This is a genomic window from Synechocystis sp. LKSZ1, assembly GCF_040436315.1.
Lineage (GTDB): Bacteria > Cyanobacteriota > Cyanobacteriia > Cyanobacteriales > Microcystaceae > Synechocystis.
Genome location: NZ_AP031572.1, coordinates 2,636,503 through 2,656,293, shown reverse-complemented (window position 1 = coordinate 2,656,293; position 19,791 = coordinate 2,636,503). Strand labels below are relative to the sequence as shown.

The window sequence follows — 19,791 nt, the reverse complement described above, 5'->3', positions numbered from 1 at the left end:
TTTATGGATTTAACAAACAAGAGTGTTTGATCTCCTTGATCCGTCTCTCTAGAGTGAAGAGATGTTTCCTCTGAGGAAATATCCAGATTTTCCGTAAGGGATTTCTCAATCACCTAACTCGATGAGAGAAATAGCCGATGACCAGTCTTCCTTCTACCACTCGCAGTGCCCATGGACTAAAGCCTAATTGTTTGTCCTTTGGAGAAGTGCTTGCCCAATCCTTTGCGGTCATTGCACCAACGACGATTCCGGCGTCTAACCTGGGCTTGATTGTGGCGCTTGCTGGGAATGGTACCTGGCTGAGTTTTACCCTCGGTTTGATCGGCCTAGTTTTGGTCAGCCTCAACATCAACCAGTTTGCTAGCCGTTCGGCTTCTCCCGGTTCCCTCTATTCCTACATTGCCCAGGGCCTTGGCCCGATGGCCGGTGTTATTTGCGGTTGGAGCCTGGTGCTGGCTTATCTCTTTACTGGAATGTCTGTGCTGTGCGGTTTGGCAAATTTTAGTACCACCTTGTTAGGGCACTGGGGCCTTCATCCCGCTAGTATTACCCTTCTGGCCATTGGCGCGGGGATTGCTTGGTATGCCGCCTACAAAGATATTCAATTATCGGCAGTGGCAATGCTCTGGCTAGAAGGGATTTCCCTGGTGCTGATCGTGGCCTTGGCGCTGATTATCTGGGCCCACCAGGGATTTGCCCTAGATATGGCCCAGTTAACGTTGCAGGATGTGAAGCCTGGTCAGGTAGCCATGGGCCTCGTTCTGGTTATGTTTGGCTTTTCCGGCTTTGAAAGTGCCACTTCCCTCGGAGATGAGGCCAAGAGTCCTTTAAAAACCATCCCTCGGGCACTACTGGGTAGTGTGGTTTTAGCCGGTTTCTTCTTTGTCAGCACAGCCTATATTGAGATTTTGGGCTTCCGGGACACGGGCATGGCCATCACCGATTCTGAAACGCCGTTGACCTTCCTCTCTCAGCAAGCGGGAGTCGGATTCCTGGGAGAGTTGGTGGCCATTGGCGCTCTCTTTAGCTTCTTTGCCTGCGTGTTGGGTAGTATTAACCCGGCGGCCCGGATCTTCTTCATGATGGCTCGTCATGGTTTGTTTCACGCCTCCCTGGGTTCGACCCATGCCGCCAATCGTACCCCCCACAATGCCGTTACTCTCTGTTCTTTGATTCTGTTCTCCGTTCCCACCGCGATGGCCTTCAATGGGGTCAAGCTCTTTGACAGCATGGGCTATCTCGGCGCGATCGCCAGCTATGGGTTTCTGACGGTGTATATGCTGATTTCCATTGCCGCTCCGGTCTATCTCTACAAGATCAATAAACTCAAACGTCGCGATCTGGGAATCTCTGCGGCCGCCGTCCTCTTTATGATGCTTCCCTTGTTAGGCAGTATCGGCATTGAAGGTAGTCCCCTCTTTCCTGTTCCCGAAGCCCCCTATAGCTTTTTCCCTTACCTCTTCATGCTTTACCTAGCAGTGACCTGTGGTTGGTTTACCATTCAGCGTCTACGTTTTCCCGGTCTGGCCCGACGGATGCAACGCCATATTCACGAAATGCACGACCAATTTGTGCGCCAGGAAGAAGCCCTTCTTGCGACCTCCACCCTCCGTTCCTACCAAGATTAAAGTGCTCAACCCCATGAATGAACTCGGTTTTTTAACAGCAATTCCCACCGGTATCTCGGCCTTTTGCGCCACCAATCTTGATGACATCCTGATCCTGTTACTCTTTTTTACCCAAGTCAATGCCGGGCTTCGTCGTCGGCAAATCGTAGCAGGCCAATACCTCGGGTTTACGGCTCTGGTGTTAGCCAGTCTGCCCGGCTTTATTGGAAGGATGCTGTTTCCCCGGCCCTGGATCGGTTTGCTGGGATTAGTGCCCATTCTTCTGGGAGCGAGTCGGTTACTCAATCAGGAGGACGATGACGAGGAGGCAGAAAATCTGTCCCTGGTAGAGGGAAAACCCTTCGGCGGCTTGCTCTCTCCCCAAACCTACGGGGTAGCGGCCATCACCTTTGCCAATGGCGGTGATAATATTGGCATCTATATGCCGCTCTTTGCCAGTAGCTCCTGGGAAAGTCTCACCATTATTCTCAGTGAGTTCTTTGTTCTGGTAGGTATCTGGTGTTATGCCGCCTACCAACTCACCAAAATTAAAGTCTTGGCGGAAAATTTAACCCGCTATGGCAATTTACTGGTTCCTTTCGTACTCATTGCCTTGGGGATTTTAATCCTCATTGACAGCCATACCCTCGAAAATCGAGGCTTGACGGTCTTAACCTTAATCGTCGGTGGTTGTGGCCTACTAAGCTTACTACGGTCTTCTGAAGTTCCTATTTTAGCCAGTAAGAAGGAATAAATTTTAACCCCTTAGGATTGATGGCCCATTGACTATGGATTGGTTGCTACAGATTACCTTGACAGCGATTTCTTCCTTTGCGGCAACCAATATCGATGATATCCTAATTTTGATGTTTCTCTTTAGCCAGGTTAAAGCCAATCCCAAGTTACACATTCATCAATTAATTATTGGTCAATATCTAGGATTTTCCTTAATCATTCTGTTAAGTTTACCGGGATTTATCGGAGGTTTAGTGATTCCTAAGGCGTGGATTGGACTCCTGGGGTTTCTGCCCATTGCCATTGGCGCTAAACAACTCTGGCAGGGCCTGGAGGTTGAAACCGTTTCCGAACTACACACCGTCACGCCTAATTCCTCCACCGGTTTTCTCAAACATAAATTAACCCCGTTTACCTATAGTGTGGCAACGATTACCTTTGCCAATGGTGGGGACAATATCGGTATTTACGTGCCCTTCTTTGCCAGTCTTAATGGGCCGGGTTTACTAATCGTACTGAGTCTTTTCTTCTCTCTCGTCGGCCTGTGGTGTGCAGTTGCCTACTGGCTAACGCGCCATACCCTGATCGCTAAAATACTGACCCATCGAGGGAAACGAATTGTGCCCTTTGTTTTAATTGCTCTGGGCTGTTTTATTGTCTGGGAAAACCGGAGTTATGCTCTGCTCATCCCCCGTTAACAACCACTACTATTAGGAGATTTTATGTTTTTATTGTTCAAAAATATGGCCTCTAAAAATCCCCCAAAAACCCTAGGTCAAGATGCCCAGGAACTCGAAAAACCTAAGCGCCGTAACTCGTCTCGAGTGCGTGACCACCTGGCCAACGAGCGAACCTATCTAGCCTGGATGCGAAGCGCAGTGGCCTTAATGGGGTTTGGAGTTTTGATTGCTCGTTTGCGTCTTTTTCATCCTCCGGCCCTGCAAACTCCGGGAAATGGCTGGCGATTAGGGTTAGTCTTTTCGATTATTGGGTTATTGACTGTTTTATTGTCAACTCAGCATTATTTTGCAGTACGCCATGATATTGATGAAGATACCTACGAGCCTGCTGATCGTTGGGTCATTCTTTTTAGCCTGGCAATTTTATTATTAGGCTCGGGGGTTGTATATTACTTTTTTACGGCCCCCTTAAGCCCCCTCAGTAGTTTCGTTTTTGAATAGTTCCGAGTATTTTGATCATTTTTTATCCTCACCTTTATTATTGATATTTTTTGACTATGCCAGACCCCTTCTCCCTCAATAGCAATCTCGTTCCTAACACCATTGGGGTTTTACTCTCCCTAGTTGCTTTAGAAACTATCCTTTCTGCAGATAATGCTGTAGCTTTAGCAGCCTTAGTTCAGCATTTACCAGAAGAAAAGTACCAAAAGCGGGTTCTTAACTGGGGCTTGGGAGGCGCTTTTTTACTGCGTATTTTACTAATTTTAATGGCAACTTGGATTGTTCAATTTTGGCAATTCCAGGTCGTAGGAGCCCTTTATCTCTTAGGGTTAACAGGTAAATATTTTTGGCAACGTCTAGCGGGAGAAGCGGAACCAGAAGATGAAATGCTCACCGTTCAGGAGCCAAGATCATCCTATTGGCAAATCATTCCCTTAATTGCCGTCACAGATTTAGTCTTTTCTTTGGATAGTGTCACGACAGCGATCGCTATTTCGGATCAAACCTGGTTGGTGCTGATGGGGGGCCTAGTCGGGGTAATTGCCCTACGTTTTTTGGCAGAACTCTTTATTGAATGGCTCAATCGCTTTACCTATCTTCAGGATGCCGCTTACCTAACAATTTTTTGGGTAGGGGTGCGTCTTCTCTCTAAGGCTCTACTTCCCAGCTATGTACCACCAGAATGGCTCGTCTTATCAGTAATTGTGTTGCTATTTATTTGGGGTTTTTCCAAACAGGAGAATAGTTCCCTCTCTTCTTAGTTTTAACTGAATGACACAAAGCAATTTGAGTGATTCCTATTGACACTGAAGCATTTTAGTGGGAAATTTTCCTACAATTGAAGCCTGATATATGGAACGGATCAGGTCGCAGGAGTTGTATGTGTCAATTACTCGGAATGAATAGCAATGTGCCCACGGATATTTGCTTTTCCTTTGAAGGCTTTTGTGCAAGGGGAGGAAAAACCGATGAACATCGAGATGGTTGGGGAATTGCTTTTTTTGAAGATCGGGGTTGTCGGCTTTTTTTAGATGACTATCCTTCAATTGTTTCTCCCATAGCCCAATTGGTTAAACAATATCCCATTAAATCAACCCAGGTAATTGCCCATATTCGCAAGGCTACTCAAGGAGAAGTCGGACTCGAAAATTGTCATCCCTTTCAACGAGAGTTATGGGGCCAATATTGGGTTTTTGCCCACAATGGTCACTTGGAAAATTTTAACCCATCTTTACGGGGGGTATATCAGCCTGTTGGTAGCACAGATAGTGAGAAGGCTTTCTGTATAATGTTAGAAACATTACGGGAAACTTTCCCCCAGGGCCAACCGGCTTTACTTGATCTTTATACAGTCATTAATCAAGTAACCAAAGGATTAGCAGAAAAGGGCATTTTTAACTATTTATTATCTAATGGAGAATATTTATTTTGTCACTGTACAACCAATTTAAGTTATCTGATTCGCCAGGCCCCTTTTGCAGCGGCTCATTTGATTGATGAAGATATTACCGTTGATTTTCAGGCCTTAACAAATCCTGATGACCGAGTTGCAATTATTGCCACCTTGCCCCTTACAGACAATGAAGTATGGACAACGATTCAACCCGGAGAATTACTCGTCTTTTTGGATGGTCTGCCCCGGCGAATAGATTAGATAAACACTCACACACCAGGCAATTGCTATACTCCAACCAGCCAAAATATCACTCGGATAGTGAACCCCAAGGTACAGTCTTGTCCAGCCAATCAAGATGACAAAAAGACTTCCCGCTAGCACGACCCAAGTCCGTCCCCTCCAAGGCCACAGGAGAATTATTAAAGTCACAAACATCATACTAGAGAAAGCATGGCCACTGGGAAAGGAAGGATTAGTCGGCCAGGCTACATCACTAGACCAGAGGTGGGGACGAGGACGATTAAAAAGATGTTTTAGCCCGTAGCTGAGAGGGATCGCACCAAAGACAGTGATTGCAATATAAACTCCCTTTTGCCATTGCTGTTGATAGGTCAAAATTAAGGCAATGAGTCCCAAGACAGGTGCCGTTACAATCCAGATTCCTAAATCCGTCAAGATTTTAGCCCAGTGGTCTAGAATCGGTTGATGAGTTTGATGCAGTGCAATGAGAATAGCTTGATCCCAGCCCAGACCCAAGGGATTGTAATGAACAGTAATTACTAGACTAATAAACACAATAGAGCATATAAAAACAAAGCCAGCATAACTGACACACTTTACGCTAAATAATCTTTTTTTAAAAGAAGAGTAATCTTGGGAAAGCGCCATAAATTTTAGAAGAGCTAATACCAGAATTGAAGTTAAAAAAAACAAAAACTGGTTTTATTTAGAGCTAACGATGATGAGCCCAGGCTTGGTGCATCAACCTTAAGAAAGTATCTAAACCATAGCCAATAACACCAATTATCAAAATAACTGCTACTAGCTCAGAGTAATCCAAACGGTCTCTTGTATCTAAGATATAGTAACCTAGGCCCGAGGTCACTCCTAGCATTTCCGCTGGAACTAGCACAATCCAAATGATACCAACAGCTAGGCGTAATCCCGTTAAAATATGGGCAATAATAGCAGGTACAATAACCTGGGTTAAAGCTTCTAAGGCATTGGCGCAGAGACTTTTCGACAACAATAACCAGTGTCTATCAACGGAGACGACTCCCATGCTTGTATTGAGAATAATGGGCCAGACAGCAGCGATGGTCAATAAAAAATAGATCGGTGCATCCCCAATGCCAAAGACCATAACGGCAATCGGCATCCAGAATAGGGGAAAAATCATACGAATAAATTGAAAAAGGACTGAGGTTGATTTTTCAATGCCTTTAAATAATCCTAATAAAATTCCCAAAGGAATCCCGACAATAGTGGCCAAGAGAAGGCTGACTAAAACCCGTTGTAAACTTGCATTTCTAAACGAGTAATGACATCTAGCGCACTAAAGGGTTCATCCAGCAGGAGTAGGGTCGGATGACGGGCCAGGGCCCTGGCCAAGGCGACTCGTTGGGCCATACCGCCTGATAGCTGACGGGGGTAGCTCGACTCAAAGCCCTGTAAATTAACGCTCAACAGTGCTTCGCCTACCCGCTCTCGCAGTTCTGAACGGGATAACCGCGGCATCGCCCGTAACTGTAATCCCCAGGCTACATTCTGCCAAACTGTCAACCAGGGTAATAAGGTTGCATCTTGAAAGACGACGGCAATCCGCGGATCAGGGGCCTGTAAGGGCTCGGACTGTAGATAAGTCTGCCCCCAGTGTCTAACGGTTGCTTGAGGATGGCCCTGACTCACAAAACCAGCGACGGCAGATAACAGAGAAGATTTTCCGCATCCACTTGCCCCCAGTAAGCACACTACTTCCCCTGGGTAAATGTCTAGATGAATCCCCTCAAAAATGGGAGAAACTTTTTGTCGATGGTGATACGCTAAACCGAGATCGACGACTTTAAGAATGGGCTTAGCATCCACCGGTATTGCAAGCAAGTCTGGAGCAGAGGGAGCAGTTGGTAAGCGTGACATGATAGAGAACCCTATGGAAATAAAGACCAACAACTAACCAATAGCGGTTAAATTATGGCGATGAAGTTCTTGCTCAAGCTGAACCAAGCTAGGGGTTAAAACGGGTAAAAAAGCAACTTCTTGCAATCGTCTGGCCGTAGAACTAGAACGAATATATGCACTACCTCCCTGGGCTTCTAATTCTAAGCTGACGGACTCGACGGCTAGGCGTGTTAGGTCGATTCTCAGTTGAAACAACCGACAGACTTGAGCAAGATCATGGTATTCCCATGTACTTAAGTTTCTTAAGGTTTCTTCCAGGGCAAGTAATTGCTCATACTTCTGACGATAGCGGTGGCTAAGGCTTTTTTTAGTTTGCTGAAGGCAATAGCTAACTTCCAACAAGGATTTACGGGTAATGCCTAAAGCCAGGCCGCACTGTAATAGCAAAAATTGAGGTCGAATGGTTGCTAAAAACTGTTGCGCATTGTGGCTAATAATCCAATCCGAAGAAAGTTGCACATTATCGAGATTAATCGTGCTTGTCCAGGCCCCCTGAAGTCCAATTAGCTTGAGATCCCTGCCCCTGTTAACACCATGGGTGTCGGCCGGAACGGCAACAACGAGAGAGTCTCCTTGACGGGTCTCTGCGGCAACGACCAGCAGGAATTGATAAGGCTTAAGATTTGAAACCCAGGGCAAGAATCCATTGACAGTAACTGAATCCCCATGAATGCGTCCCTCTATGCGTAGTTTTTCCAGCCCAGCTAAATGCTTCATGGCATTGGACAGGCCCGTTGCCCCAGACATTTCTCCTCGCAGTAGTAGCGGCAAAATGTGGTATTTGAGCCAAGCGTTGTCAGAATGTGCCAAGTACCCAATCACCGCCCTTTGGCACCAAAAGGAAAAGCCACTGGTGAGACAAACTTCAGAAACTAGGGCAATCGCCTCTACCGCCTCTGCTATCGAGCCTTCCTGGCCCCCTAATCCCGAGGGGACACCATAACCCAACCATCCCACTTCTCCTAATAACCCCAGGGAATGACCAACATTCGCTCCTCCAGAACCATCATTTAAAGCATGGGCATGATTAGAAAGCAAGGATTGAACTCGTTCTTGTTGTGCAAGCATGGTCTCAAGTTCCTGAAAAATAAACAAATAGGATGAGCTAATAAAGATTTTGAATGGGAGTTAGACGGTCAATCGGAGCGCTGACAATATCTCGTGCTTGTTTTACCGTCACTTCATTAGGGCTGTCGTAGAAACAAAGACATTTACTCAAATCTTCACAAACGTAGGTTCTTTCAAATTGAACACTGGGAATTTGTTCATAAAGCGGCGTCTTTTCGGCTTTACGAGCCAGATATAGCTCCATGGTTAATCCCGGAGGCAAATTCCATTCAACCAAATAGTTCGCCTTAGCTTTGCGTTTGCTTAGAGTCACCAAATCCTGCCCGATCAAGCGAACTTCTTTGAGCAAATGAACAGGGAAGCCAGCGTGCTCGATGCTATTTTTTGCTGATTCTTGGTTATCAGCATCAACAACAATAAATAAACGCTTTAAATCTTCGCCGACTTGTACTTCAACCACTTTGCCGGCATCCGGTGCAATGAGTTGAGAAATGTGCTCAATGGATTCTTTGATTTGCTCAATACCTAGTTCTTGAATTTCTGATTCGACAAGATATAGCACCATGACTTTAAAAGAAATACACTTTATTTATCGGGATACTGTATTTTATGTTATTCACTAATCTTTTTCTTGTCAAGTCATTTGTTAGAAGTATGTTTAAATATTTTTAAGACTGAATTCAAGGCAAAAGGAGTGATCATATTGTTTTCTTGATGCAGAAAATACCTACTATTAAAATCCTTAAAAAGTAGGTAAATGCTATCTTGGATTCTGTTTGATTACTGTTTATACTGCTCTTTCTGGGCCAGTTTCAACAGGCAAGTTTGTGGTACTATATTCTGTCCACGAGCCTTCATAAATTCTAACCTTAGGATAACCCAACAAATGTTTCAGGACAACGTATTGCAAGGTTGCTTCCCGACCAGTGCTACAGGAAACAATAATATTGTCGCTGAGTTTTATATTTCGGTCGGCAAGAATTTTTTTGATTGCATCAAGGGATTTTAGCTGGTGAGGGTTCTTGAGGGCCTCATCGGGATTATTGGCTTCAGTAAAAGTGGGCCAAGGAATATTTTTGGCCCCTGGAATATGCCCGTTTCTTACCCAAAGATTGGTTTTACCCTCAAATAACTCTGGGGGACGTGGATCGATAATTACTACTCCCGGTTTACCGATCAGCTTTTCTAGCTCTGATAAGCTAATACGAATATTTTCGTTATCTTTGAGGGTAAAGTTCCCATTTTTATAGCGAGGGAATTCCTTCGTCACATTTTCTTTCGCATCTTTGTAGCCTTTGAAGCCGCCGTCTAAGACAGCAATATCCTTCGCACCAGAACGTTCTAGTAAATAGGCAACCATTGTTGCACCAAGAACATTATTACCATCGGAATAGACTAGTACTTTATTGTTGTTACTAACTCCTGCCTTGGAGAGTAAGCTACCTATTTTTGCTGTTTCCCAGTACTGAACTGGAAGAAAACCATTGGGGCCGCGAAAGTTATTGTCAGCAATATTGACCGCTTGGGGTAGATGTCCATCAATGTATTCCAAGGGATTAATGCGAACGTCGAGAATTCTAAGCTTAGGGTCACTCAAGTGCTCTTGAACCCAGCTAGGGGAAACAAACTGGATAGAACTACTAGGGTTTGCTGAGTTGGAAGCTGAAATGCCTAAAGCAAGAAATAAGGTTATCCCGAAAATGACGGAAATGATTCTGTAGGCTAGAGAATTGATTTGTTTGCCTACCTTAGACCACAATAGAAGTAATTTTCGAAGCATACAATGAATCTAAGGATTATAGAAACTCCTTAAAAGATAGCATGATTTATTTTATTTAGATGTTGTATAAGTCACATCAAGTACTACCATCAATTGGTGCAATTAAATATGTTTTAAATTTATTTAAAATAAATACCTAGAGTCAATAAAAATAGGCTTTTTAATATCAAAAATTAATAGAAGACACTCTTAGGATATACCTTGTTTGATATGAGCAATTATGATCCGATTGCTTCACAGCGAATGAGCAGGGATTCAATTCCTTCAGCTAAGGTAATGAGTTCTGACCAAGTGGAGTCATGGACTAAATCCTGGGCATGGGCCAAGCAATTTCGTAATTTTTCCGCCGACTTGAAAAGATACTCTCCGGCATTTCTAGACGGAAATTTTAATTTCTTAAAGAGATCGGGGTGACGGAGCACTAGGTCACGCTTATCACAAAACTGTAGATAGTCTAATAAGCTAATTACCTCATTTCTAGCTTGACTACCCTGTAAATGGCGTTGAGCAAGTTCTACCCGATCACTTTTGAGAACCGATTGCCAAGAATCTCCGGGGTAATAGAGTCGAATGAGACGGAGCAGATTCATCTCTAGCAACGTTACTTGGCTAAACAACAGCATTCGTACCGGTGCCTTTTGCAGATCACCCTGGGTGATAATACTAGTCACGACATTACCTTCTAAGACAAATAAACGATGGGTTTGTTTAAAGATGGGGAGTAACTTGATCAGAGGGGTTCCGGCTGAGACGAGATCCTGAAGCTTGAAGACCGTTTGGTAGTCTTGACAGGTCGTTAATCCCGGTGTAATCAAGACCCCTCGTTCTAAATAGCCTGTGATTAGGCCCTGATGCTCTACCCCCATCACATCAAAGTCCTTTTGCTCCATTCTGACTAGGCCCTCAACAATTGCCAATTCTGCGGGTAGAGTTTGCAGAGGCTCAGCGATGTATTCGGCTGTAATCTCTCGCTCAAATAACGTCCGTAAATCGTGAGAACGAGATTTAAGCTGTTTCATTATTTTTAGGGAAATAAAGCGATCTTTGTTGCTATTTTATTTTTTCGCTTGAATCCTTGTAAAGATTTTAGCATGACAAGACTATCAACGAAAACGAGTGTTGTTAATTTCAGTAGTCCAAGAACTAGGATACCAGCGATAATAGCGTAGGCTCGAATATGCCACCACAATTTATAGATTCCCTTACGATTAAGAGTTGATTTACCTCTAGACTGACGAGAAAAACTCAAAGAAACATCTTCCATTGTTACAATCCTTAATAATTATCTGCAAAATACACTAATCCGATGGGAATTGTTTTTAAGTGTTTATTAAGCTTGGCATAGTCTCTAGGAAAAGACAAGAAATTGTGTTATAGACAACAATTTTTTAGCCTTTATTGCTCTTTTTAAAGGGCCGAGTTACATTGGCTATACTATTTTGACTAAAGATTTAAACAAAAGGATAAATTTTGTCGTCAATTTAACAAAAACTAATAAGACCTTAATATTCCTGGATTGACTTCTCTTTGAGATTCGTATCCCAAATTGTCTATTGGTTTTATATAAAAGTCTTTTTTCCCAAGGGGTTGAGTTAAATAATGAACTTAAGTTTTCAACTCAAGAGAAAATTATTATCACTACAGAGTGATACTTCCCAAGATAGAGGCACTGATTTGTTGGATCGCTGGGAGGTTAATTCTAGTATTTATTTTAAGCTTAAAAGTGAAAATTACACTTGTGAAAAGCGGAAAAGATCTATCTTCCACAAGGACTTATTCATCTCTGAGTGAATCATGTACTATAATAGTTCTTGGTTAAAAAAATACTCATTTTGTTCTGGCTCAGACAACTCTTCTAGCTCTAAAAGCTGGGCTTGCCGACGCTTTCCTAGGGCAATTAATATCCAGCGTCGTAGGCGTTTTACTCCACTTAGTACTAATAGGGTTAAAAAGCCACCTAATAGTCCCGTTTGCCATAGTCCACAACCAATCGTTGCTCCTAAAGCGGCAGCAATCCAGATAGAAGCGGCCGTAGTCAAACCGCGCACTTTAGTCTGGTTTCGATGATCAGATTGTTGCAGAATCAGACCTGCACCGATAAAGCCAACCCCAGAGCTTACGCCTTGAATAGTTCGACTTAGGGCATTGGTTGCAGCAAACGCGCTATCCCCCTCCGCCTGCAAAGGAATCATTACAAACAGAGCCGATCCCATACTGACTAACATAAAGGTTCTCATGCCAGCGGGCCGTCCACCTTTTTGGCGATTGATTCCAATTAAGCAGCCAACCAATAAAGCTAAGCAAAGACGAAATGCAATACTATGCCAATCGCTCGCTACTAAAAACATTGCTTCCATAATCAACCTACTTTTTTAGTATGTGGTAAGGTGGATAAAAACACATTGTTATCTTTAAAAAAAGAATGAGAGAAGTTAGCTCCTTCAATAAAAATCTAGTTACAATTAGGCTTGGCTTATCAATCCCTTATTCTTATAAATCAACTCCAATTATTTATAAACTGATTGCCTATTATGACTTGGTTGTCAATATAACAAAAGCGGATTTTTTAGATAATCGTCAAGAAGCAGGGAGATTTGAATTAGAAATGAGAAGAACTCCCCAGAAAATTGAGAAAGCCTTGGCTTATTTAAAGACAGCCAATATTGATTTTAGAGTTCGTTCAAATTTTGCTGGTGATAGTTGGCACTACTGACCCCGATAGATTTCAAATTTCATAGTGCCAAATTTCATCCTCTGGAATGACAATTCCCCTTAATACTTGGCGATTGATCAATTTTTGATCTTCTAGTTGTCCTAGGCATCGGGTAATGGTGACGCGGCTAGTTCCCAATAAATCTGCTAAATCCTGATGAGTTAAACGAATATCAATCAATTGCCCTTTTGTGGTCATCTTGCCAAATTTATTAGCTAAGTATTTAAGAAACTGAAATAGCATTTTATCAACGGTTTTTTGGCGACGAACAACAGCCAGTTCATTCATTTGCTGAATATGAGCAACCAGCATCTCAATCAGTTCATCATGGTTTTGCAAAATTAGAGAGGCTTGAACTGGCGTTAGGCATTCCAACTTATAGGGCGTAATGCTAGCAAAATTCTTGCCAACAATATCTCCAGGCCCCCATAGCCCAAGAGTCACCAGAGTACCATCCTCTAACCAAGTGAAAGTACGAACAATACCACTTTCTATTTTCCAGAAGCAATTATTTTTATGAGGTAATAAAGTTCTCGTAGTGAAATTTTTTAATGAGCTAGCAATAGATTGAGGCATTTCAAATTAGGAAGGTGGATCAAACAAGAAATGAATACTATTTCTTGCGAGCATAGAGCTCAGCTAAGATACTGGTTCAACTGCAAATAATTCACTGGGAATATAGTTTGAGAGATCAACAACTTGAAAGTAAGCAAGACTGAGAATCACTAAGGTAAACGTAGTAGAGGTGATTAGGCCTGACTTGATTTGGTCTTGGAGTGATACGTTTTGATTCCCTTTCTGAAAAGCTTGCTGGGCACCGATATGCATTAAGACAATACCCACTAAGTTAGAGAACCAATAACCAAGAATTACCCCAGGTAAAAGTAACTGAGGAATAAACCAACTACAGAAGCGGCCAAAGACATAAGCTAAAGGTAGATTAATCAATAGATCATTCCACCAGCAAGCAGGGGATAATAAAAATCCTAGAAAAATAAGTATTAAAGCCCAAAAACGTTGGTTTATGAAGGCGGGAAAACTAGATGGCATAGGTGAGAAATCCGTTTTCAGAAAAGAATTTACTTTGGCGGGGTTTGATATAGACTGATTGACTCACTTCTAAGCGAAGCTCGTTGAACTGTTCCCGACTTAGGTGAGCTACAACTATCGCTTGATCATTCAAACTTAATTCCACCTGAATTTCCCAACCCAAATGGATAATGCGTTTCACTACGGCTGGACTCGTTACCTCATCAGGAGCCGTCTGGATACCCACATCATGGGGACGAACAAACACCGAAGCTGAGGCATGACGGGGAAATTCATTGGTGTTGATTTCGGGATGATTTTGGAAAAGATTCGCTGTCGGCGACAAAATATTGACTTCGCCAATAAATTCCATCACAAACGGCGTTGCGGGATGGTCATAAATCTCTGCGGGGGAGCCAATCTGCTCAATCTTGCCCTGGTTCATCACCACAATCTCATCGGCTACTTCCATGGCTTCTTCCTGGTCGTGGGTCACAAATACGCTCGTTAGATGAACTTCATCGTGCAATTGCCGCAACCAACTCCGCAGTTCCTTCCGCACTTTAGCGTCCAGGGCCCCAAAGGGTTCATCTAGCAACAGAACTTGGGGTTGTACGGCCAGGGCCCGGGCCAGGGCCACCCGTTGTCTTTGGCCACCAGATAATTGGGAAGGATAGCGGTCTCCCAGGCCTTCTAACTGGATTAGGCCCAAGAGTTCTTGAACCCGTTGTTTTATCTGGTTTTTAGGATGCTTGCGAATATCTAGGCCAAAGGCAATATTTTGACGAATGGTCAGATGTTTGAAAAGAGCATAGTGTTGAAAAACAAAACCAATGTTTCGTTTACGAATATCGATGTGAGTTGTGTCCTGGCCATTGATAATAATTTGGCCTTGGTCGGGCTTCTCCAAGCCGGCAATAGTCCGCAAAAGCGTTGATTTACCTGACCCTGATGGGCCCAAGAGAGCCACTAGTTTACCATCAGGAATTTCCAAATTAATCTCGGATAGGGCTTTGAAACTACCAAAGTTTTTTTCAACTTTGCTAATAATAATGCTCATGAAAGATAAGTCCTAGAAACTAGCGATGTTTACAAGCAATACGGAAGGTTATTTTGAGTGGTGACCGGTGTATCGTTCAAGGATTTCCTTGAGCACTAGGGTGACGGCGGCCAGTAACGCTAAGACGACAGCGGCACTGAAGGCGGCTTCTGTTTGATAGTTTTTGTATTCTTGTTCTACAAAAATAGGCAGGGTACTGGTTTGTCCCAAGATACTGCCGGAAACCACCGAAACCGCACCAAACTCCCCCATGGCCCGAGCGTTGGTCAGCAATACTCCGTAGAGCAAGCCCCAACGAATATTGGGTAAAGTAACCCGCCAGAAAATTTGCCAATCCTTAGCGCCCAGAATTCGAGCGGCTTCCTCCTGCTCTGGCCCCATTTCCTCTAAGACCGGAATCACCTCTCGGGCCACAAAGGGCAGGGTGACAAAAATGGTGGCAATGGTCATGCCGGGAATGGCAAAAAGAATTTTAATATCGGCTTCGTGGAAAAATGAGCCAATCCAGCCCTTTTGTCCGTAGAGCAGAACAATCATTAAACCCGCAACTACGGGAGAAATGGAGAAGGGTAAATCCAGCACACTGAGAAACAGAGCCCGGCCGGGAAATTGATTACGCGCCAAAACCCAGGCTGCACAGAGGCCAAACACCGTGTTGAGAGGAACGGCAATGAGCGCAATAATCAAAGTAAGACGTACTGCTGCTAAAAAATTATCGTCTTTCATGGTGGTTAAGAATTGTCCCAGACCGTTATGAAAGGCTTCGTAGAAAACGGAAACGACGGGGATAACGAGGATTAGGCCTAAGTAAGCCAGGGCTAGGGCAATGAGAAGATATTTCGGTTTAATCCACGGCATAACGACGACCCCACTGTTGTAAGAGATTAATCACGAGGAGTAAAACAAGGGAGACTAGGAGCAGAACCGCACCGATCACCGTAGCGCCTTCGTAGTCGTATTCCTCTAGGCGCTGGAAGACTAACACCGGGGCAATCAAATCTTTGAAAGGAATGTTGGAGGCCACGATCACTACGGAACCGTATTCCCCCACTGCTCGCGAAAAGCCCAGGGCAATGCCCGTCAAAATCGGCGGTAATAGGGGCGGAAAAATAACCCGCCAAAAGGTTTGCCATTCCGTTGCCCCCAACGACCAGGCCGCTTCTTCAGCCTCTTCTTCCATTTCTTGAAGCACGGGCTGGAGTGTCCGCACGATAAAAGGTAAGGAAATAAACAACATGGCCACAAACACCCCCAGGCGGGTAAAGGCAATGCGAATGCCAAAGGGGGCAAATAACTGGCCAATCCAACCATTGTCGCTATAGACCGTAGCCAAGACTAACCCGGCAACGGAAGTCGGTAGGGCGAAGGGTAAATCCACAGCGGCATCAACAATTTTTTTACCGGGGAACTGGTAACGCACCAAAACCCAGGCGACGATAGTTCCCAACAGGCCATTAATGGCCCCGGCCGCCAAGGCCGTGACAAAGGTAACGTCGTAGGCCGAAAGAGCAATGTCGGAGGTGGCAATTTCCCAGAAACGGCCCCAGCCCAAGGAAAGCGATTTAGTCGTCAGGGCCGCAATGGGCAGAATCAGTAGAAATAACAAATAGATAAGTGTAACGGCCCAAGGGGGCGAAAAACGAGAGCCGATCAGTCCCAACCACGGACGTGGCTGGGGGGCCAGGAATTTTGAGGCTACTTCAGTCAAATGAGTCATTACCAACCGTCGGTTTCCAGATCGGAAATAATATTGATATTGAGGTCTCCGAGGTAGACCAGGGCATCTTGGATATTTTTTTCTGTTCCCACGAGGTGGAGGTCAAACCAGCCACTTTCCTTGCCGTTGGCCCCTAGAATCGCCGCCAGGATGTTAATTTCCAGGTGATAACGGGTCGCTAATTGCGAGATGATCGGGTCTTGCTGGTATTGGCGGGGAATTTGGATGCGGATGCGCGTTTGGGCCAAACGAGAGGGATGCTCGGTATCTAAGGCAGTAATTTTAACAGTGGCCATAACAACCTCCTGGGATTAGAACATAGCAATTGGGAATTAGCAGAAAATGAATAGTGACGAGAAAGTTCCCCACGCTAGAAATGGGGAACACCTGATGTCTTAATGAATCAATCGCCCACCCAAAGAACGTTACCTATTTGGCTTTAAAGACTTGGTCGAAAATACCACCGTCTTTAAAGAACTTGTCCTGCACCTTATCCCAACCGCCAAAGGCAGAAATGGTGTAGAGCTTGGGTACTTTGGGGAATTTGCTGGCATATTTGCTGGCCACCGTTGCATTAACCGGCCGGAAGCCCGCCTTGGCGAATTCTTCCTGGGCCTCGGGGGTGTAGAGGTATTTCACAAAAGCCGTCGCTACTTCCTGGGTACCCCGTTTATTGGCTACCTTATCCACAACAGCTACGGGGGCATCAATGGAAATATTCACCGGCGGGACAATGAAGGGTTCCGTTTCTCCCTTGGATTTAGCCAGCAGAACTTCATTTTCGTAGTTGAGCAGGACATCCCCTTGGTTTTGCTTATAGAAAGTATCCGACGCTTCTCGGGCATCCTTGGGCAGAACCGGAACATTGTTATAAACCTTGGTCGTGAATTCTCTGGCCTTAGCTTCACTGCCACCGGTTTGGGTTACAGAGCCCCACAGGCCTATAAAGTTCCAGCGGGCTACCCCTGAGGTTTTGGGGTTGGCTGTAATTGTCTTGACATCATCGCGACCCAGGTCACGCCAGTCCTTAATTTTTTTGGGATTGCCGGGCCGAGTTACCAGCGCAACGACAGATTTCGTCACAATGCCATTGTTGGGAGCTTCCTTTTGCCAACCGGGATTGATTAGGCCGGCTTTTTGGATTCTATCGACGTCGGATTCTAGGGCCAATTGCACGACATCCGCTTCTAGACCATCAATGACGGCTCGGGTTTGGGAACCAGACCCCCCATAGCTCTGTTTAAAGGTCACTTTCTGGCCTTTCTCTTTTTCCCATTTAGCGGCGAATTTGGGAATGATTTTTTCGTAGGCACTCCGGGTGACCGCATAGGAAACCAGGGTAATTTCCACATCCTTGCCTTTCTGTTGACTGAAGGCAGACTGGGTAACCAAGGGTGTTGCAACGCCTGCCGTAACGGCCAGTAGGCCCACGGGGTATAGGGCTTTAATCTTCATTGTGACTCAAATCTAAGTGTTATTAGTCCGTGCTGAAATCAAATACTACACGAATTCAAAATAAATTACAACACATTCCTGAGTCGATCTTGGTGCGGGTGTGGCCGTGCCCGTTCTTGATTAGCTTTGTGTCATGATTTGAAAAGGCTTTCTGTGCAGGCTCTGTCCTTTTGTCTCAGCATTTTCCTTTGGGTTATGGCAAAGCGAACTTCTTCCCCCACTCCGACGCTCCTTTCTCAGCTGATTCACCAGACGCATCTTTTTCGGGATTTCTCTGAGGATTGGCTTGCTGGCTACCTGTCACCGGAGGCCCTGAAGCTGGAAAAACTGTTTTCTAACCGCCCGGTCTACACGGCATTTTTGCCAGAGCAGTTCCATGATTTTCTCTACGTCATCCTGGACGAGGGCCTGGTGATTACCCGCAGTACCCCCCTCGACCGCATCATTGCCATCAATTACGCCGGCAGTTGTTTTGGCTTTCGCTCGTTACCGTTTAGTTATGGCCAGGCCAGTCGGGCCTTTCCCTGCTTGGTCGAGGCCTATAAGACAACCCATGTGCTCAAGATTCCCTTAGAGCAGGTTCAACGTCTCTACGAAGACCATGAGCTTTTTCGGGAGCGCTATCGCTTTATTTTTGAATTGAGCCAAAAATTTGAATATCATCTGCTCAATTGCAGTGCCTATCCTCCCCAGGCCGTCGCAACACTCCTGCGGGCCTTGATCTACCAGGAACGCGAGCTAGGGAATCAGCCCGATGCCAAGGGGATTTATCATTTTGATCTGCCCATTGATGTGATCGCCCGTGCCTGTCAATTGAATCAGCGGACAGTGGAGCAGGTTTTGAAGGGCATGCAACAGATGGAATTTATTAAATTGTGTAAGGAAGAAGGAGACGACCTGATCCAGGTATTGGCCCCGGAGGCCCTGAAGGAAGTTTATAGTGCAACCCGAGAAAAAGTATCTTGGTGGCCCCTCCGCTAGTCAAAAGGCCAGCTAATCAGGCCTCTTCGAGTTTGTGGGTACATCTCAGTTGGGACAATCTGCTCTCATCCCCCTCCCGTCCTGGGGAAGTGATTGAGGGCGAGGGTTGCAGAAGTGGGATATTCGCGATTTTTACCCCTCCGCCTTCGGCACCTCCCCTTGTGAAGGGGAGGACGGGTAGGGTTAGTTCTAACGAACTTGGCTCTGTTGCGTTTTGGCCTTCATCTTGGCAGCACTCTGGCGCAGGGCCTGGAGACGAGATTCGTATTGTTTGCGCTGACGACGGTTTGGTGTTTGTTCGATTAGCGATTTAAAGGCACTGCCGAGACTTTTATAGGCGTTGGGGAGGGTATAGCCAAAGCGGGTTGCCAGGCTAATGGCTTTTTCGTCGGCCTCAATGGCTTCCTTGAGCTTTTTATCCCCATTATTTTTCTGCCAGAGCCGATAACCGGAAATGCCACACAGGCCCAGGGCCAGGAGCAGAAGCAGGCCATCCTGTACCCAAAGTTCCCCGACGGCTCCACCAAGACCAATGGCCAGGGCCGCCATTTCCCATCCTTCTCGGGGGATCGTATCGTTTTGAATGCGGGCTACTTCATGCCAAAAGAGTAGATTGCGTTGGTCGATGGCCAGATTTTCCCATTTCGGTAAGTCGATCTGAATCTCGATTTCATCCCGGCCCAACTCTTCCGAGCGAATCAGGGGCGGATTGACTTCCGTACTTCCCTCTACCATGACCCAACTCTGGAGTTCCGGGGGTAACAAACTTTTTAAACGCCGAAGTTCACTCATTTCGGCCCGGGCAGTAGCAGATGCGTAGGATGTCATGAATTTACCAACTGATCAACAAGGGAGTTAATGCAATTTTAACCAATTGGGTCAAGGGACGAC

At 45.2% G+C, this 19,791-nt stretch carries 25 protein-coding genes; 8 read left to right on the top strand and 17 right to left on the bottom strand.

Going from position 1 to position 19,791, the window contains the following annotated elements; translation table 11 throughout:
* The first annotated feature begins 137 nt into the window (after positions 1 to 137).
* From ABXS88_RS12030 to ABXS88_RS12005, 6 genes are all read left to right on the top strand, one after another.
* Entirely contained in the window at positions 138 to 1,628 is a 1,491-nt protein-coding gene (locus ABXS88_RS12030) for an APC family permease (protein WP_353672287.1), read from the top strand.
* Positions 1,629 to 1,641: 13 nt separating this feature from the next.
* Positions 1,642 to 2,361 (top strand): cadmium resistance transporter, encoded by a 720-nt coding sequence (locus ABXS88_RS12025; RefSeq protein ID WP_353672286.1) that lies wholly within the window; start codon positions 1,642 to 1,644, stop codon positions 2,359 to 2,361.
* Positions 2,362 to 2,395: 34 nt separating this feature from the next.
* Positions 2,396 to 3,040 carry a cadmium resistance transporter gene (locus ABXS88_RS12020; RefSeq protein ID WP_353672285.1) on the top strand — a complete coding sequence of 215 codons (645 nt, stop codon included), beginning with the start codon at positions 2,396 to 2,398 and terminating at the stop codon, positions 3,038 to 3,040.
* Positions 3,041 to 3,064: 24 nt separating this feature from the next.
* Positions 3,065 to 3,523 (top strand): DUF202 domain-containing protein, encoded by a 459-nt coding sequence (locus ABXS88_RS12015; protein WP_353672284.1) that lies wholly within the window; start codon positions 3,065 to 3,067, stop codon positions 3,521 to 3,523.
* A 56-nt stretch (positions 3,524 to 3,579) separates the two neighbouring features.
* Positions 3,580 to 4,284 (top strand): hypothetical protein, encoded by a 705-nt coding sequence (locus tag ABXS88_RS12010; RefSeq protein WP_353672283.1) that lies wholly within the window; start codon positions 3,580 to 3,582, stop codon positions 4,282 to 4,284.
* Positions 4,285 to 4,403: 119 nt separating this feature from the next.
* Positions 4,404 to 5,177 (top strand): class II glutamine amidotransferase, encoded by a 774-nt coding sequence (locus ABXS88_RS12005; protein WP_353672282.1) that lies wholly within the window; start codon positions 4,404 to 4,406, stop codon positions 5,175 to 5,177.
* Here the strand turns inward: ABXS88_RS12005 and ABXS88_RS12000 are convergent.
* The 9 genes from ABXS88_RS12000 to ABXS88_RS11960 all read right to left on the bottom strand — a co-directional run bounded on the left by ABXS88_RS12000 (position 5,136) and on the right by ABXS88_RS11960 (position 12,302).
* The gene (locus ABXS88_RS12000; protein ID WP_353672281.1) at positions 5,136 to 5,714 is read right to left on the bottom strand and encodes a phosphatase PAP2 family protein; all 579 of its coding nucleotides are present in this window, start codon (positions 5,712 to 5,714) and stop codon (positions 5,136 to 5,138) included. The genes ABXS88_RS12005 and ABXS88_RS12000 overlap by 42 nt on opposite strands.
* A 157-nt stretch (positions 5,715 to 5,871) precedes the next feature.
* The gene (locus tag ABXS88_RS11995) at positions 5,872 to 6,387 is read right to left on the bottom strand and encodes an ABC transporter permease subunit (RefSeq protein WP_353672280.1); all 516 of its coding nucleotides are present in this window, start codon (positions 6,385 to 6,387) and stop codon (positions 5,872 to 5,874) included.
* 35 nt (positions 6,388 to 6,422) lie between these two features.
* A complete protein-coding gene (locus ABXS88_RS11990) occupies positions 6,423 to 7,055 on the bottom strand; it encodes an ATP-binding cassette domain-containing protein (protein ID WP_353672279.1) in 633 nt (210 codons plus the stop codon).
* 33 nt (positions 7,056 to 7,088) lie between these two features.
* Positions 7,089 to 8,165 carry an acyl-CoA dehydrogenase family protein gene (locus tag ABXS88_RS11985; RefSeq protein ID WP_353672278.1) on the bottom strand — a complete coding sequence of 359 codons (1,077 nt, stop codon included), beginning with the start codon at positions 8,163 to 8,165 and terminating at the stop codon, positions 7,089 to 7,091.
* Positions 8,166 to 8,202: 37 nt separating this feature from the next.
* Positions 8,203 to 8,730, bottom strand: a complete 528-nt coding sequence (locus ABXS88_RS11980) for a DUF4242 domain-containing protein (RefSeq protein ID WP_353672277.1) — start codon at positions 8,728 to 8,730, stop codon at positions 8,203 to 8,205.
* 222 nt (positions 8,731 to 8,952) lie between these two features.
* Complete coding sequence (locus ABXS88_RS11975) at positions 8,953 to 9,945, bottom strand: sulfurtransferase (protein WP_353672276.1); 993 nt, start codon at positions 9,943 to 9,945, stop codon at positions 8,953 to 8,955.
* Between the two features lie 218 nt (positions 9,946 to 10,163).
* Positions 10,164 to 10,964 carry a hypothetical protein gene (locus tag ABXS88_RS11970; protein ID WP_353672275.1) on the bottom strand — a complete coding sequence of 267 codons (801 nt, stop codon included), beginning with the start codon at positions 10,962 to 10,964 and terminating at the stop codon, positions 10,164 to 10,166.
* Positions 10,965 to 10,969: 5 nt separating this feature from the next.
* Complete coding sequence (locus ABXS88_RS11965; RefSeq protein WP_353672274.1) at positions 10,970 to 11,209, bottom strand: hypothetical protein; 240 nt, start codon at positions 11,207 to 11,209, stop codon at positions 10,970 to 10,972.
* Positions 11,210 to 11,744: 535 nt separating this feature from the next.
* Positions 11,745 to 12,302, bottom strand: coding sequence for an MgtC/SapB family protein (locus ABXS88_RS11960; protein WP_353672273.1), 558 nt, complete (start codon positions 12,300 to 12,302; stop codon positions 11,745 to 11,747).
* Positions 12,303 to 12,367: 65 nt separating this feature from the next.
* Here ABXS88_RS11960 and ABXS88_RS11955 point away from each other — a divergent pair, with 65 nt between their 5' ends.
* Complete coding sequence (locus ABXS88_RS11955; RefSeq protein WP_353672272.1) at positions 12,368 to 12,658, top strand: NIL domain-containing protein; 291 nt, start codon at positions 12,368 to 12,370, stop codon at positions 12,656 to 12,658.
* Between the two features lie 12 nt (positions 12,659 to 12,670).
* Here ABXS88_RS11955 and ABXS88_RS11950 read toward each other — a convergent pair whose 3' ends face one another.
* The 7 genes from ABXS88_RS11950 to ABXS88_RS11920 all read right to left on the bottom strand — a co-directional run bounded on the left by ABXS88_RS11950 (position 12,671) and on the right by ABXS88_RS11920 (position 17,919).
* Positions 12,671 to 13,234 (bottom strand): Crp/Fnr family transcriptional regulator, encoded by a 564-nt coding sequence (locus tag ABXS88_RS11950; protein WP_353672271.1) that lies wholly within the window; start codon positions 13,232 to 13,234, stop codon positions 12,671 to 12,673.
* Positions 13,235 to 13,297: 63 nt separating this feature from the next.
* The gene (locus ABXS88_RS11945) at positions 13,298 to 13,708 is read right to left on the bottom strand and encodes a hypothetical protein (protein WP_353672270.1); all 411 of its coding nucleotides are present in this window, start codon (positions 13,706 to 13,708) and stop codon (positions 13,298 to 13,300) included.
* Entirely contained in the window at positions 13,698 to 14,747 is a 1,050-nt protein-coding gene (cysA, locus tag ABXS88_RS11940) for a sulfate ABC transporter ATP-binding protein (protein WP_353672269.1), read from the bottom strand. Before cysA ends, ABXS88_RS11945 begins: the two co-directional genes overlap by 11 nt.
* Positions 14,748 to 14,795: 48 nt before the next feature.
* Positions 14,796 to 15,605: a sulfate ABC transporter permease subunit CysW gene (gene cysW / locus ABXS88_RS11935; RefSeq protein WP_353672268.1), complete on the bottom strand. Its 810-nt coding sequence runs from the start codon at positions 15,603 to 15,605 to the stop codon at positions 14,796 to 14,798.
* A complete protein-coding gene (cysT, locus tag ABXS88_RS11930) occupies positions 15,592 to 16,464 on the bottom strand; it encodes a sulfate ABC transporter permease subunit CysT (RefSeq protein ID WP_353672267.1) in 873 nt (290 codons plus the stop codon). The genes cysW and cysT overlap by 14 nt, the downstream gene beginning before the upstream one ends.
* A complete protein-coding gene (locus ABXS88_RS11925; RefSeq protein WP_353672266.1) occupies positions 16,464 to 16,760 on the bottom strand; it encodes an NIL domain-containing protein in 297 nt (98 codons plus the stop codon). Before ABXS88_RS11925 ends, cysT begins: the two co-directional genes overlap by 1 nt.
* Positions 16,761 to 16,893: 133 nt before the next feature.
* Positions 16,894 to 17,919, bottom strand: coding sequence for a sulfate ABC transporter substrate-binding protein (locus ABXS88_RS11920; protein WP_353672265.1), 1,026 nt, complete (start codon positions 17,917 to 17,919; stop codon positions 16,894 to 16,896).
* A gap of 195 nt (positions 17,920 to 18,114) precedes the next feature.
* Between ABXS88_RS11920 and ABXS88_RS11915 the strand changes: the two genes are divergently transcribed.
* Positions 18,115 to 18,900 carry a Crp/Fnr family transcriptional regulator gene (locus tag ABXS88_RS11915; RefSeq protein WP_353672264.1) on the top strand — a complete coding sequence of 262 codons (786 nt, stop codon included), beginning with the start codon at positions 18,115 to 18,117 and terminating at the stop codon, positions 18,898 to 18,900.
* Positions 18,901 to 19,089: 189 nt separating this feature from the next.
* Here the strand turns inward: ABXS88_RS11915 and ABXS88_RS11910 are convergent, their stop codons facing one another.
* Positions 19,090 to 19,728 (bottom strand): DUF3318 domain-containing protein, encoded by a 639-nt coding sequence (locus ABXS88_RS11910; protein ID WP_353672263.1) that lies wholly within the window; start codon positions 19,726 to 19,728, stop codon positions 19,090 to 19,092.
* Positions 19,729 to 19,791: the final 63 nt, after the last annotated feature.